Here is a 12,692-nt window from a genome sequence, read left to right as displayed (position 1 = left end):
CGGACAACGTCTTGTCGGACGTTTCCGGGGTCTCGGCATAAGCTTGCCCCCATGGCCATCGCCGCGCCGATCTTCGCGTTCGCAGTCCAAGACGTGATCCAGCTGATCCTGCTCGTCTTCGCCCTGGTCGTACAGGGAGTGGCGCTGGTGCACGCGGTCACCCAGCGCGGCGACGGTTTCGCCGCGCTCGGCACGCTGCCCAAGGGCGGCTGGGTCGCCATCCTGGCGGTCTGCCTGCTGCTGACCCTGCTCGGCTTCGGCCCGATCAGCCTGTTCGGACTGATCGGCATCGCCGCCGGTCTGATCTACCTGCTCGACGTGCGGCCCGGCCTGCGGGACCTGCACGACGGCCGAGGGTCCTGGTGAGAGGTTTCCGCTGGCCTCCGCCGCCGGACGGCGGTCCCCGCACCTGGGGGCCCGGCCCCGGCGCGCCCCGAACCGGGCGTCCCGCGCTGCCCGAGCCGGAGACGGAGCTGGTCGCCACCCCGCACGGGGTGAGCCTGGAACGGCTGGTCACCGGCACGGGTGACCCAGTCACCGTGTTCGCGCACGGGCTGGGCAGTGGCATCGCCACCACCCGCCCGTTCGGCAGCGGCGTCGCCGGGCGGCGCGTCTTCTTCCAGTTCCGCGGGCACGGCCGCTCCGACTCCCCGCCCGGCCCGTGGACCTACCTGGACCTCGCCCGTGACCTGCGCGCGATGGCGGACCTGAGCGGCGCGACCCGGGCCTTCGGCGCGAGCCTCGGCGCGGGCGCGCTCTGCCGGCTGCTCGCGGAGAGCCCGGAACGCTTCGAGAGACTCGTCTTCTTCCTGCCCGCCGTGCTGGACACACCGCGCGGCGAGGTGGCCCGCGCCCGGCTCACCGGCCTGCTCGACGCGGTGGCCGAGGGCGACGCCTCGGCGCTGGCCGACGTGGTGTCGCTGGAGTTGCCGCCGTCGGTGCGCAACACCCCGGCCGGCTGGGCCTACCTGCGGCAGCGGCTCGACCAGTTGTTGCGCGACGGGCTCGCGCCGGGGCTGGCCGACCTGCCAGCCCAGGCCCCGCTCGACGACGCCGGGTCGCTCGCCGCGGTCACCGCGCCGGCGCTGGTCATCGCCGCCGCCGACGACGACCTGCACCCGGTCGCCGTCGCCGAACGGCTCGCCGCCGCGCTCCCGAACGCCACACTGCACGTGTACGACAGGCCCGGCGTGCTCTGGACCGAACGCGCCGACCTGCGGGGGCGCGTCTCGGAGTTCCTGAACGGGTAACGTCGCCGTCCATGGGCGTCACACACCACGGCCGTACGCACCGGCTCGACCTCGCCGACCCGACCCTGCGCGAGTGGACCTGCCGGGTGCTGGCGGCCGATCCCGAGCAGGGCATCGTGCTGGACCGGTCCGCGTTCTACCCGGGTGGTGGCGGGCAGCCGCCGGATCACGGGGTGCTGCTGTGGCAGGGCGTACAGACCCGGATCGTCGGCACCCGCAAGGGCGACGACCTGTGGCTGATCCCGGCCGAGGGCGACCCGGTGCCGCCGGTCGGCAGCGAGGTGGTCGGCGCGGTGGAGGACGCCCGCCGGACCATGCTGATGCGTACCCACTCCGGGCTGCACGTGCTCTGCGGCGTGGTGTTCCGTGACTTCGGCGCGCTCGTCACCGGCGGCAACATGGAGCCGGGCGAGGCGAGGATGGACTTCAACCTGCCCGAGGTGCCGCCGGACTTCAAGGCCCGCATCGAGGAGCTGGTGAACGCCGAGGTGGCCGCCGACCGGTCGGTGGCGGTGCGGGTGCTGCCGCGCGCCGAGGCGCTCGCGCTGCCGGACATCATCCGTACCCAGTCGAACCTGATCCCGCCGGAGGAGCAGGAGGTGCGGATCGTGGACATCGTCGGGCTGGACGTGCAGGCCGACGGCGGCACGCACGTCGCCTCCACCGCCCAGATCGGCAAGGTCCAGGTGGTCAAGGTGGAGAGCAAGGGGCGGGCCAACCGCCGGGTACGCGTACGCCTGGCGGACTGACCCGCTCAGCGCGGCAGGTACGCCGCCCGGACGGCGAGCAGCCAGCGTTCCACCGTCTCCTCGTCCGGGCGCTCCGGCAGCGGTGAGCGGATCCGGTCGAACTCCGTCTCGGCGTCCGCCACCAGCGCCTGCGCCTCCTCCAGCGCGCCGCCGGAAACCCGTTCGCCGAACGCGCGGAACCACTCCGGGTCGGCGAGGCGGATCTCCAGTACGCCTGTCGCGTACAGCACCCGGCCCTGGTGCAGCAGCCGGGCCAGGTGCCGGGCGTGCTTCGCCGAGCGCAGCCGCCCACCGGCGTCGGCGGGCCGGCCGGCGAGTCTGCGGAACTGCTGCGCGGCGTACCCGAGGTAGGCGTCACGGACGCGCGGCGCGCTGAGGAACGCCGACCGGATCGCGATCAGCTCCTCACCGAACCCGGTACGGGTCTCGTAGCAGTCGTCGGGCAGCCACATCAGCTCGGTGGCGGTGGGGTTGCCGCTCAGCGCCAGCAGCGCGTACTTGCGGGCCTCGTGCAGCGTGACGTCCGGGTCGGTGGTGACCACCGACTCGCGGGGCGGGCGCAGGCCGTGGAACGCGACTGTGGGCGCGGCGAACACGCCGAGCCGGTCGGTGTCCGAGCCGGGTCCGGCCAGACCGTACGCGACCGAGCCGACGATCCCGGACAGCAGCAGGTGCATACCGGTGATGATCGCCCATCCGGTTCGTTCGGGAAAACCGGACTTCCGTTGTCAGGTATCGCTGACACGGTGATCCCATGAACTCACCACTGACCGGAACTGTCGCGCTCGTCGCGGGCGCTACCCGGGGCGCCGGCCGGCAGATCGCCGTGCAGCTCGGCGCCGCCGGGGCCACCGTCTACGCCACCGGCCGCACCACCCGCGAGCGCCGCTCCGAGATGGACCGGCCGGAGACCATCGAGGAGACCGCCGAGCTGGTCACCGCCGCCGGGGGCACCGGAATCGCCGTCGCTGTCGACCACCTCGACCCCGAGCAGGTACGCGCCCTGGTCGAGCGGATCGACGCCGAGCAGGGCCGCCTCGACGTGCTGGTGAACGACGTCTGGGGCGCCGACCCGCTGATCACCTGGGAGAAGCCGGTCTGGGAGCAGCCGCTCGACGCCGGTTTCCGCACGCTGCGGCTGGCTGTCGACACGCACATCATCACCAGCCACTTCGCGCTGCCGCTGCTGATCCGCAACCCGGGCGGCCTGGTCGTCGAGGTCGGCGACGGCACCAAGGAGCACAACGACAGCGAGTACCGCCTGTCGGTCTTCTACGACCTGGCGAAGGTGTCGGTGAACCGGCTCGGCTTCAGCCAGGCGCACGAGCTGGCCCCGCACGGCTGCACCGCCGTCGCGCTCACGCCGGGCTGGCTGCGCTCGGAGGCGATGCTCGAACACTACGGCGTCACCGAGGCGAACTGGCGTGACGGCGCGAAGACCGAGCCCCACTTCGTCATGTCGGAGACGCCGGCGTTCGTCGGGCGCGCGGTGGCGGCCCTGGCCGCCGACCCGGACCGGGCCCGCTGGAACGGCAAGTCGCTGGACAGCGGCGGTCTGGCCCAGGTGTACGGCTTCACCGACGTCGACGGCAGCCGCCCGCACTGGGCCCGCTACTACGAGGAGGTGGTCAAGCCTGGTAAGCCGGCCGACCCGGACGGCTACCGCTGACCGTCTGACGGCGGATCGGTGTAGAGCGCCGCCGCGCGGCGGGCCGCCTCGGCGAAGCGCGCCCGCAGCCGCGGCGGCGCCAGCACCTCCACCTCCGGGCCGAGCGCTAGCAACTGGGTGTACGCCACATCGACCGACTCGACAGGCAGCCGCAGCACCAGCCGGCCCTGCTCGTCCGGCGGACCGGCCGCGTCGACCGCCTCGGTGTAGACGAACGGCGCGTCCACCAGGTGCCGCAGCGCCCGCAACCCGGCCGGGCCGAGCCGCACGGTGACCCGCTCCCGCAGCAGCTCGCGCAGGAACGCGCCGGCCTGCTCCCGCCAGTACGCCCCGAGGTCGAAGTCCTCGTCCCGGTCGAAGCCGTCGGCGCTCACCTCGGCCGAGACAACCCGGTCCACCCGGTACGTCCGCCAGCCGTCACCGACCCGGCCGACCAGGTACCAGACCCCGTTCTTCAGCACCAGCCCGTACGGCGCCAGCGTGCGGGTCACCTCGCGGTCCCCGCGCCGGTAGCGCAGCTCCACCATCAGGTCCCGCCAGACGGCCCGGGCCAGCTCGGCGAGGGCGGGCGGGGGCGCGGTCTCCCGGAACCAGCCGGGGACGTCCAGGTGGAACCGCTGCCCGGTACGGGCGGGCGCGTCCCGCAGGCTCGGCGGCAGCGCGGCGAGCACCTTCAGCTCGGCGGCGGCCACCGAGTCGGCCAGTCCCATGTCCCCTGCCGGTCCGGGCAGCCCGGCCAGGAACAGCGCCTCGGCCTCGTCCCGGCTCAACCCGGTCAGCCGGGTCCGGTAGCCGCCCAGCAGCCGGTAGCCGCCGGCCCGGCCCCGGTCCGCGTACACCGGGACACCGGCGGCGGAGAGCGCCAGCACGTCCCGGTAGACGGTCCGCTCGGACACCTCCAGCTCGCGGGCCAGCTCGGCAGCGGTCATCGTCTCCCGCGACTGGAGCAGCAGCACAAGCGAGATCAGCCGGGACGCACGCACCGGCCCATTGTGGTGCACCGGCAGATTAGGCTGTGCCGTCGTGAACGCCTCCCGTACGATCGCGCCGGTCACCGGCGCGGCCACCCGCTTCCTCGGCGGCGCCGGGCTGCTGCTGCGCGGCTTCGGCATGTACGTCCGCAGCCCGAAGCTGATGCTGCTCGGCGTGATCCCGGCGCTGATCACCGGCGCGCTCTACGTGGCGTTGTTCGCCACGCTGCTCTACTTCGTCGGCGACCTGGCGGGCTGGCTCACCCCGTTCGCCGACGACTGGTCGTCGCCCTGGCGCAATCTGCTGCGGGTCGCCGCCGGGCTGGCGGTGGTCGGGGTCGCCGGGCTGGTCGGGGTGCTCACGTTCACCGCCGTCACGCTCGTCATCGGCGACCCGTTCTACGAGGCGATCTCGGAGCGGGTCGAGGACCGGCTCGGCGGCACCCCCGGCGCCGTGGACGTGCCGTTCTGGTCCTCGCTGCGACGCAGCCTCGCCGACTCGTTGCGCCTGGTGGCGCTGTCCGCGCTGATCGGCGTACCCCTGTTCGCCGCCGGTTTCATCCCGGTGGTGGGACAGACGGTGGTCCCGGTGGTCGGCGCCCTGGTGGGTGGCTGGTTCCTGGCGCTGGAGCTGGTCGGCGCGCCGTTCTACCGGCGCGGGATGCGGCTGCCGGACCGGCGGTCACGGCTGCGCGCCGACCGCCCGACGGCGCTCGGCTTCGGGGTGGCGGTCTTCCTGTGCTTCCTGATCCCGCTCGGCGCGGTGCTGGTCATGCCGGCCGCCGTGGCCGGGGCCGCGCTGCTGGCCCGCCGGTCGCTGGGCCAGCCGATCGAGGAGAGCTGAGATGGACACCGTCCTGATCGAGGGGGACATCACCGCGCAGCAGGTCGACGCGATAGTCAACGCCGCCAACTCGTCGCTGCTCGGCGGCGGGGGCGTGGACGGCGCGATCCACCGGCGCGGCGGCCCGGCGATCCTGGAGGAGTGCCGGGCGCTGCGCGCCTCCCGCTACGGGCGCGGGCTGCCCACCGGCCAGGCCGTAGCCACCACCGCCGGCAACCTGCCCGCGCGTTGGGTGGTGCACACGGTCGGCCCGGTCTTCTCGCCGGGCGAGGACCGCTCGGCGCTGCTGCGCGACTGCTACGCCAACAGCCTGCGCATCGCCGACGGGCTCGGCGCGACGAGTGTCGCGTTCCCGCTGATCTCCGCCGGGATCTACGGCTGGCCGGTCGACGACGCGGTGGCGCAGGCGCTCACCGTGCTGCACGCGGCCACCCCGGCGCACGTCACCGAGGCGCGGCTGGTGCTGTTCGGCGCGGACACGTACGCCACAGCGGTGCGGGTCGCCGCCGGGCTCAGCTGAGCGCGCGCCGGCACGACCACTGGCTGTCCACCGGCCGGTAGCCGAGCCGTTCGTTCACCGCCAGCATCGGCGCGTTCGCCTCGTCGTTTGAGGTGTACGCGGTCCGTACCCCGCGAGCGGCGGCGGCGTGCAGCGCGGCCTGCTTGGTCAGCCGGGCCAAGCCCTGGCCCCGGTAGGCGGGCAGCGTGCCGGTGAAGTCCGACCACATCCGGTCGCCGTCCCGCTTGACCAGGCTCAGCGCGACCAGTTCCCCGTTCACCTCGGCGAGCGTGCTGGCCGCCCGGTCCAGCCCGGGGTTGTCCCAGCACTCGTGGCGCCACAGGTCGAAGCCGAGCGAGTCCGTCGGCACGTCCCCCGGCTCGTCCCGGGACGCCTCGGCGTCGACCCGGTGCACCAGTCGCGGGTCGAGCCCGGCGGCGGACACCAGCCGTACGCCCGGCGGCGCCTGCGGCATCGGCGGGGGCGTGCTCAGGTCCAGTGCCGAGTAGCGCACCTCCCGGCTGGGCGTGAAGCCGTGCCGCTGCGCGAACGGCAGCGACTCGGTATGCGCGTAGGTGAGCACCTCGGTGGACCCGAGCGTCAGCAGGTGCCCGAGCGCGGTGTCGAACAGCGCCGCGCCGGTGCCGTGGCGGCGATGCGCCGGGTGTACGTGCAGCAGGGAGATCATCCCCACGCCGGGCGTCGAGGTCTGCGTGTTGCGGTACGCCGACGCCCAGCCGACGACGTCGCCGTCCGCCTCGGCGACCCAGGCCGCCCAGTCCTCGCCGGGCGGTGGTTCGGCGATCATGCGGCGGGTCGACTCGACGCCGCGCACCAGATACGGATAGACGAGCGCGCGTAACGCCACCACGGCGGGCGCGTCGTCGGGACGGGCGGGACGGATCTCGGCTGCGTTCATCCGGCGGACCCTAGACCCGCCGCCACCCGCGCCGCGACCGGTTAACGCGGGGCGGGCTGTTAAGAAGGGCCCCCTCCTCTACCGGAGGCGTTAAGAGGGGGCCCTTCCTTACGCGGACTCGCGCAGCACCAGCTCGGTGGGCAGCACCAGCGCCTGCTCGACCTGCTCGCCCGCCGCTATGCGCAGCAACTGCCGGGTCATCGACCGGCCCAGCTCCACTATCGGCTGCCGCACGGTGCTCAGCGGCGGCTCGGTGTACGCGGCCGTCTCGATGTCGTCGAACCCGATCACCGCCACGTCCTCGGGCACCCGCCGCCCGGCCTCCCGCAGCGTCCGCAGGGCGGCGTGCGCCATCAGGTCGGAGGCGGCGAAGACGGCGTCCAGTTCCGGGTCGGCGGCGAGCAGCTCGCGCATCGCGGCGGTGCCCGACTCCCGGGTGAAGTCGCCGTACGCGACCAGCTCCGGCAGCCCGGCCTCGGTGATCGCGCTGCGGTAGCCGATCAGCCGCTCGATTCCGGCGACCATGTCCTGCGGCCCGGCGATGGTGGCGATCCGACGGCGTCCGCTCGCGATCAGGTGCTGGACCGCCGTGCTCACGCCGCCTTCGTGGTCGACGTCCACGTACGGCACGTCGGCGCCGTCCAGCGGCCGTCCGCTGCACACCACCGGGATGCCGAGGCGGGCCAGCCGGCCGGGCAGCGGGTCCTCGCCGTGCAGCGAGGCGAACAGCACCCCGTCGACGTGCCGCCCGGTGGTGTACCGCTCGACCCGTTCGTGTCCGGCCGGTGAGCCGGCGAGCATCAGCACGAGCTGCTTGTCCGCCGCCTCCAGCTCCTGCGCCGCGCCCCTGATGATGCCCGGGAACACCTGGTCGTCGGAGAAGACCCGGGTGGCCGCCTCGGGCAGCACCAGCGCCACCGAGTCGGTCCGCTGGGTGACCAGGCTGCGGGCGGCGAGGTTCGGGACGTACCCGAGTTCCTCGACCGCCCGGCGTACCGCCTGCCGGATCGGCTCGGCCACAGTGGTCGAGCCGTTCACCACCCGGGAGACGGTGGCCCGGGACACGCCGGCCAGCCGGGCCACCGCCTCCAGGGTCGGTCGCTGTGCCGTCGTCATCCCCGTAACCACCACCTCGTCACAGCCCGTTCCGGGCGATCACCTCCTGGTACCAGCGGGCGCTGTGCTTTGGTGTGCGCCGCTGGGTCAGGTAGTCGACGTGGACGATCCCGAATCGCTTCCGGTAACCCTCGGCCCATTCGAAGTTGTCCAGCACCGACCATACGAGATAACCGCGCAGGTCCACGCCGCGGGCGATGGCTTCGTGCGCGGCGCGCAGGTGCCCGTTGAGGTAGGCGACCCGGTCGGTGTCCGCCACCCCGCCCTGCTCGTCGAGGTCGGTGTCCGGAAACGCCCCGCCGTTCTCGGTGATCATCAGGGGCAGCCCGGGGTGGTCGGCGGCCACCCGTTCCAGCAGCCGGGTCAGCCCGGCCGGCTCGATCGACCAGCCCATGTCGGTGAGCGGCCCGGCCGGCGGCAGGAACTCGACGGTCCCGGCGGTGCCCGGGTACGCGTCGCCGCCCGCGCCGCCCGCCCGCCCGGCCACGTAGGTGGGCGCGTAGTAGTTCAGGCCGAGCAGGTCCAGCGGCGCGGCGATCAGCTTCTCGTCCCCGTCCCTGATGAAGTCCGGCGCGACGATCCGGTTGACGTGGGCCAGCACGTCCGCCGGGTAGCCGCCGCCGGTGAGCGGGTCCAGGAAGATCCGGTTGTGCAGGCCGTCGACCAGCCGTACCGCCTCGGCGTCAGCGGCGCTCGCGGCGTCCGCCGGCTGCACGTCGGCCAGGTTGAGCGTGATCCCCAGCGTCTCCACGCCGGCCGCGCGCAGCGCCCGCGCCGCCAGGCCGTGGCCGAGCAGCAGATGGTGTACGGCCCGGAACGCGTCACCGGCGTTCCGCCGCCCCGGCGCGTGCACCCCGGAGCCGTACCCGAGGTAGGCCGAGCACCACGGCTCGTTGAGCGTGGTCCAGGTGCGGACCCGGTCGCCGAGGCGGCCGTGCACGGCGAGCGCGTACTCGGCGAAGTGCTCGGCGGTCTCCCGGACGGTCCAGCCGCCCCGGTCCTCCAGCGCCTGCGGCAGGTCCCAGTGGTAGAGCGTGACGATCGGGTCGAGGCCGGCGTCCAGCAGCGCGTCGGTCAGCCGGTCGTAGAAGTCGAGCCCGCGCGGCTCGACCGGGCCGGTGCCGTCCGGCCGCACCCGGGGCCAGGACACCGAGAACCGGTACGCCCGCAGCCCCAGCTCGGCCATCAGCGCGACGTCCTCGGCGTACCGGTGGTAGTGGTCGCAGGCCACGTCGCCGGTGTGGCCGGCGAACACCGCGCCCGGCGTACGGCTGAAGGTGTCCCAGATCGACGGACCGCGACCGTCCTCGCGGGCGGCGCCCTCGATCTGGTACGCGGCGGTGGCCCCGCCCCAGACGAAGCCCTCCGGGAATCGGACGTTGCTCATGCCTTGACCGCACCTTCCATGATGCCGCCGATGATCTGGCGGCCGAAGACGATGAACACCAGCAGCAGCGGCAGCGTGGCGATGGCCGTGCCGGTGAACACCTGCGACATGTCCTGGTAGTACCCGTCGGAGAGGGCCCGCAGCGACAGCTGCACCGTCGGGTTCTCCGGGTCGTTCAGTACCGCGTACGGCCACAGGAAGTCGTTCCAGGTGGTCATGAACGTGAGCAGGCCGAGCACGGCGGCGGCCGGGCGCAGCGCGGGCAGCACCACGTTCCAGTAGATCCGGGCGGTGTTGCAGCCGTCCATCCGGGCCGCCTCGATCAGTTCGGTGCTGACCGCCTGGCCCGCGTACTGGCGCATCATGAACACGCCGAAGCCGGTGACCAGCGCCGGCACGATCACGGCGGGCAGCCGGTCGTTCCAGTTCAGCTTCGTCATGAGCAGGTAGAGCGGGATCACGCCGAGCTGCGTCGGGACCATCATGGTGGCGACGATGACCAGCAGCAGCGCGTTGCGCCCGCGGAAGCGCAGCTTGGCGAAGGCGAACCCGGCCAGCGTGGAGAAGAACACCACCGAGATCGTGACGGTGGTGGCCACGATCGCCGAGTTGATCAGGCCGGTCAGGAAGTACGCGTCGGTGTTGTCGAACAGCCGGGCGATGTTGGCGCCGAGGTTGCCGCCGGGGGTGAGCGGCGGCGGCACCTGGCCCATCGTGTCGCTGGTGCGGCTGGCCACCACGAACATCCAGTAGATCGGGAAGATCGACAGGACGGCCGAGAGCGTCAGCGCCAGGTAGGTGAGCCGGCTTGCCGACCAGAGGCGGGTCATCGGGAGACCTCCTTGCGGGAGCCGCCGCCGAGCCGGCGCAGGAGCAGGACGTTGATCGCCGCGACCACAGCGATGAGCGCGAACAGCAGCCAGGCGACCGCCGACCCGTAGCCGAAGTTGTAGTGCGGCGCGAAGGCGTTCTCGAACATGTACATGGTCACCGTCTGCGACTCCCGCAGCGGTCCGCCGCGGATCGCGTTGGTGCCGGAGTTGAACATCCGCGGCTCGGTGAAGAGCTGGAGGCCGCCGATGGTGGAGATGATGACCGCGAAGATGATCGTGGGCTTGAGCAGCGGCACCGTGATGGACCAGAACTGGCGGGCCCGGCCGGCCCCGTCGATCGCGGCCGACTCGTACAGGTCGCGGGGGATGGCCTGCATGGCGGCCAGGAAGATCAGCGCGTTGTAGCCGGTCCAGCGCCAGTCGACCATGGTGGAGATGGCGACCCAGGCGGCGAACCGGTTCGCCTTCCAGTCGATCGCGCTGATCCCGACGTGGTCGAGCAGCCAGTTGATCATGCCGAACTCGCGGCCGAACAGCACCGCGAACACGATCGCCACGGCGGCGGTCGAGGTGACGTTCGGGATCAGCACCGCCATCCGCCAGGTGGTACGGGCGCGCAACTGCCGGTTGAGCAGGTTGGCCAGCCAGAGCGCGGCGAGCAGCTGCGGGACCGTGGAGATCACGAAGATGCCCAGCGTGTTGACCACCGAGTGCCAGAAGTCCGAGTCGGCGAGCAGCTGGGTGTAGTTGTCGAAGCCGATGTACGGGTGTTCGGCGCCGAGCAGGTCCCAGTCGTGCAGCGAGACCCAGAACGTGTACGCCAGCGGGTACGCCCCGAAGACGCCGAACAGCAGGAAGAACGGGGCGATGAACAGGTACGGCGAGTACTTCGTGTCGAGTCGGCTGAGCCGGTTGCCCAGGCCGGGACGGGTGGGGCGGGATGCCGGTGCGACCGGCGGGCGGGCGTCGAGCTGGACGGCCATGACCCGGGACTCCTTTCCGCCGTGCGGGCGGCCCCCGTGGCCGGGTGGCCGCCCGCACGCGCTGCTCGGGTTACTTGGCGGCGGCCTTCTCGGCGTTGGCGACCGCGTCGGTCCAGCCCTGTTCCGGGGAGCGCTTGCCCAGCTCGACGCTGCGGACGGCGTTCTCGACCTCGGTGCGTACGGCCTGGTTCTTCGGTCCCATGTAGACCGGCTTCAGGCTCTTGGCGCCCTCGGCGAAGATCTTCCCGACCGGCGCCTCGGAGAAGTAGGCGTTCTTCGAGTCGAGGATCGCCGGGTCCTCCAGCGCCTGCGGCGAAGAGGGCAGGGGACCCTTCGCCTTGAACGCGCCGATCTGACCCTTGGCGCTGGTCAGGAACTTGGCCAGCTCGATCGCCTCGGCCTGGTGCTTGCTCTGCTTCGGCACCGCGAGGAACGAGCCGCCCCAGTTGCCGCCGTTGCCGGGGATCTGGGCGATGTCCCACTTGCCCTTGGCGGCCGCGCCCGCGTTGCCCTCGATCACGCCGGTCATCCAGGCCGGGCAGGCGATGGTGGCGAACTTCGACTGCTTGAACGCCGACACCCACTCCTCGGACCACGAGCCGTACTTGCCGGACAGCCCCGAGTCGATGATGTCCATCGTGGTGTCGTACGCCTGCTTCACCGCCGGGTTGCTGCCGACGACCAGGTTGTTGCTGGTGTCGTAGTAGCTGTAGCCGCTGCTGTTGCCGGCGGTCTGGAGCAGGATCGTGTTGAAGGTGTTGGTCGCGGCGTCCAGGAACGACGCGCCCGTCTTCTTCGCGGTGAACTGCTCGCCGACCTTGATGTAGTCCTGCCAGGTGGGCCAGAGCTTGGACACGGCCTCCCGGTCGGTGGGCAGGCCGGCCTTGGCGAACAGGTCGGTGCGGTAGCACATCGCCATGCCGCCGACGTCAGTGCCGAGGCCGATGAGCTGCTTGCCGTCGGCGGTGAGCCCCTGGTTCCACTTCCAGTCGAGGAAGTTGCCCTTCAGGTCGGCCGCGCCGTGGTCGAGCAGGTTGACGAAGTTCTGCGGGTTGGCCTTGTACTCGACGAGCAGGCCCTCCTCGATGGCGACCACGTCACCGGCGCCCTTGCCCGCGGCGAGCCACTGGGTGAGCTTCGGGGAGTACTCGTCGAGGTTGCCGCCGGTGCCGCGCTCGACGATCTTCACGCCGGGGTGGCTGGCCATGTACTCCTGGTAGAGATCGGCGTAACCGAACTGGCCGAAGACGTCGACGGTGAGCGTTATCGGCCCGTCGGCGGCGGCATCGTCGCCGCCGCCGCAGGCGGTGGTGCCGAGCAGCGCGGTGGCGGCGACCACTGCAACCGCCGCCAGGCGGCGGCGCGTGAAGGTGAGCATGCTGTCCTGACCTCTCGGGTCGTCGAAACGGGTGGTGGAAGGCGGTTCCGGAACTTAGAGAGCGCTCTCACGACAGCGTGGTGGAGGGTCACGG

14 protein-coding genes are annotated in these 12,692 nt (G+C 72.3%); 6 read left to right on the top strand and 8 right to left on the bottom strand.

Annotated features, from left to right (window positions below):
• Positions 1–51: 51 nt before the first annotated feature.
• The 3 genes from KBX43_RS21780 to KBX43_RS21770 are packed head-to-tail and all read left to right on the top strand — an operon-like array spanning position 52 to position 1,999.
• Positions 52–366, top strand: a complete 315-nt coding sequence (locus KBX43_RS21780) for a DUF2516 family protein (RefSeq protein WP_013288803.1) — start codon at positions 52–54, stop codon at positions 364–366.
• Positions 363–1,250 carry an alpha/beta fold hydrolase gene (locus tag KBX43_RS21775; RefSeq protein WP_043328034.1) on the top strand — a complete coding sequence of 296 codons (888 nt, stop codon included), beginning with the start codon at positions 363–365 and terminating at the stop codon, positions 1,248–1,250. The genes KBX43_RS21780 and KBX43_RS21775 overlap by 4 nt, the downstream gene beginning before the upstream one ends.
• An 11-nt stretch (positions 1,251–1,261) precedes the next feature.
• Positions 1,262–1,999: an alanyl-tRNA editing protein gene (locus KBX43_RS21770; RefSeq protein WP_043328035.1), complete on the top strand. Its 738-nt coding sequence runs from the start codon at positions 1,262–1,264 to the stop codon at positions 1,997–1,999.
• Positions 2,000–2,004: 5 nt separating this feature from the next.
• On the opposite strand, the gene KBX43_RS21765 is transcribed toward KBX43_RS21770, so the two are convergent.
• Positions 2,005–2,676 carry a DNA polymerase beta superfamily protein gene (locus KBX43_RS21765; RefSeq protein WP_210886886.1) on the bottom strand — a complete coding sequence of 224 codons (672 nt, stop codon included), beginning with the start codon at positions 2,674–2,676 and terminating at the stop codon, positions 2,005–2,007.
• 77 nt (positions 2,677–2,753) lie between these two features.
• On the opposite strand from KBX43_RS21765, the gene KBX43_RS21760 reads away from it, so the two are divergent.
• Entirely contained in the window at positions 2,754–3,668 is a 915-nt protein-coding gene (locus tag KBX43_RS21760; RefSeq protein ID WP_064446698.1) for an SDR family oxidoreductase, read from the top strand.
• Here the strand turns inward: KBX43_RS21760 and KBX43_RS21755 are convergent.
• Positions 3,659–4,651, bottom strand: a complete 993-nt coding sequence (locus KBX43_RS21755) for a YafY family protein (RefSeq protein ID WP_209963430.1) — start codon at positions 4,649–4,651, stop codon at positions 3,659–3,661. The two genes, KBX43_RS21760 and KBX43_RS21755, sit on opposite strands and share 10 nt — an antisense overlap.
• Before the next feature lie 40 nt (positions 4,652–4,691).
• Between KBX43_RS21755 and KBX43_RS21750 the strand changes: the two genes are divergently transcribed.
• A complete protein-coding gene (locus tag KBX43_RS21750) occupies positions 4,692–5,483 on the top strand; it encodes an EI24 domain-containing protein (protein WP_210886883.1) in 792 nt (263 codons plus the stop codon).
• Between the two features lies 1 nt (position 5,484).
• Positions 5,485–6,003: an O-acetyl-ADP-ribose deacetylase gene (locus tag KBX43_RS21745; RefSeq protein WP_166457601.1), complete on the top strand. Its 519-nt coding sequence runs from the start codon at positions 5,485–5,487 to the stop codon at positions 6,001–6,003.
• Here KBX43_RS21745 and KBX43_RS21740 read toward each other — a convergent pair.
• The 6 genes from KBX43_RS21740 to KBX43_RS21715 all read right to left on the bottom strand — a co-directional run bounded on the left by KBX43_RS21740 (position 5,996) and on the right by KBX43_RS21715 (position 12,598).
• A complete protein-coding gene (locus tag KBX43_RS21740) occupies positions 5,996–6,901 on the bottom strand; it encodes a GNAT family N-acetyltransferase (protein ID WP_210886880.1) in 906 nt (301 codons plus the stop codon). The genes KBX43_RS21745 and KBX43_RS21740 overlap by 8 nt on opposite strands.
• Before the next feature lie 108 nt (positions 6,902–7,009).
• Positions 7,010–8,017 carry a LacI family DNA-binding transcriptional regulator gene (locus KBX43_RS21735; RefSeq protein WP_210886878.1) on the bottom strand — a complete coding sequence of 336 codons (1,008 nt, stop codon included), beginning with the start codon at positions 8,015–8,017 and terminating at the stop codon, positions 7,010–7,012.
• Positions 8,018–8,036: 19 nt separating this feature from the next.
• Positions 8,037–9,404 (bottom strand): GH1 family beta-glucosidase, encoded by a 1,368-nt coding sequence (locus tag KBX43_RS21730; protein ID WP_210886875.1) that lies wholly within the window; start codon positions 9,402–9,404, stop codon positions 8,037–8,039.
• On the bottom strand, positions 9,401–10,234 hold the full coding sequence (locus tag KBX43_RS21725; RefSeq protein ID WP_030504579.1) for a carbohydrate ABC transporter permease: 834 nt from the start codon (positions 10,232–10,234) through the stop codon (positions 9,401–9,403). The genes KBX43_RS21730 and KBX43_RS21725 overlap by 4 nt, the downstream gene beginning before the upstream one ends.
• A complete protein-coding gene (locus tag KBX43_RS21720; RefSeq protein WP_210886871.1) occupies positions 10,231–11,220 on the bottom strand; it encodes a carbohydrate ABC transporter permease in 990 nt (329 codons plus the stop codon). Before KBX43_RS21720 ends, KBX43_RS21725 begins: the two co-directional genes overlap by 4 nt.
• A 70-nt stretch (positions 11,221–11,290) precedes the next feature.
• Positions 11,291–12,598, bottom strand: coding sequence for an ABC transporter substrate-binding protein (locus tag KBX43_RS21715; RefSeq protein WP_187694661.1), 1,308 nt, complete (start codon positions 12,596–12,598; stop codon positions 11,291–11,293).
• Positions 12,599–12,692 lie beyond the last annotated feature (94 nt).

The organism is Micromonospora sp. C41, from assembly GCF_018070485.1.
GTDB classification, from domain to species: Bacteria; Actinomycetota; Actinomycetes; order Mycobacteriales; family Micromonosporaceae; genus Micromonospora; species Micromonospora chalcea.
This window is presented reverse-complemented; position numbering and strand designations above follow the sequence as displayed.

What these genes read in the sequence shown, in the direction of transcription:
- KBX43_RS21780 (WP_013288803.1), top strand. Translation starts at nt 52, where the DNA reads ATGGCCATCGCCGCGCCGATCTTCGCGTTCGCAGTCCAAGACGTGATC.
- KBX43_RS21770 (WP_043328035.1), top strand. Translation starts at nt 1,262, where the DNA reads ATGGGCGTCACACACCACGGCCGTACGCACCGGCTCGACCTCGCCGAC.
- KBX43_RS21765 (WP_210886886.1), bottom strand. Translation starts at nt 2,676, where the DNA reads ATGCACCTGCTGCTGTCCGGGATCGTCGGCTCGGTCGCGTACGGTCTG.
- KBX43_RS21760 (WP_064446698.1), top strand. Translation starts at nt 2,754, where the DNA reads ATGAACTCACCACTGACCGGAACTGTCGCGCTCGTCGCGGGCGCTACC.
- KBX43_RS21745 (WP_166457601.1), top strand. Translation starts at nt 5,485, where the DNA reads ATGGACACCGTCCTGATCGAGGGGGACATCACCGCGCAGCAGGTCGAC.
- KBX43_RS21740 (WP_210886880.1), bottom strand. Translation starts at nt 6,901, where the DNA reads ATGAACGCAGCCGAGATCCGTCCCGCCCGTCCCGACGACGCGCCCGCC.
- KBX43_RS21735 (WP_210886878.1), bottom strand. Translation starts at nt 8,017, where the DNA reads ATGACGACGGCACAGCGACCGACCCTGGAGGCGGTGGCCCGGCTGGCC.
- KBX43_RS21730 (WP_210886875.1), bottom strand. Translation starts at nt 9,404, where the DNA reads ATGAGCAACGTCCGATTCCCGGAGGGCTTCGTCTGGGGCGGGGCCACC.
- KBX43_RS21725 (WP_030504579.1), bottom strand. Translation starts at nt 10,234, where the DNA reads ATGACCCGCCTCTGGTCGGCAAGCCGGCTCACCTACCTGGCGCTGACG.
- KBX43_RS21720 (WP_210886871.1), bottom strand. Translation starts at nt 11,220, where the DNA reads ATGGCCGTCCAGCTCGACGCCCGCCCGCCGGTCGCACCGGCATCCCGC.
- KBX43_RS21715 (WP_187694661.1), bottom strand. Translation starts at nt 12,598, where the DNA reads ATGCTCACCTTCACGCGCCGCCGCCTGGCGGCGGTTGCAGTGGTCGCC.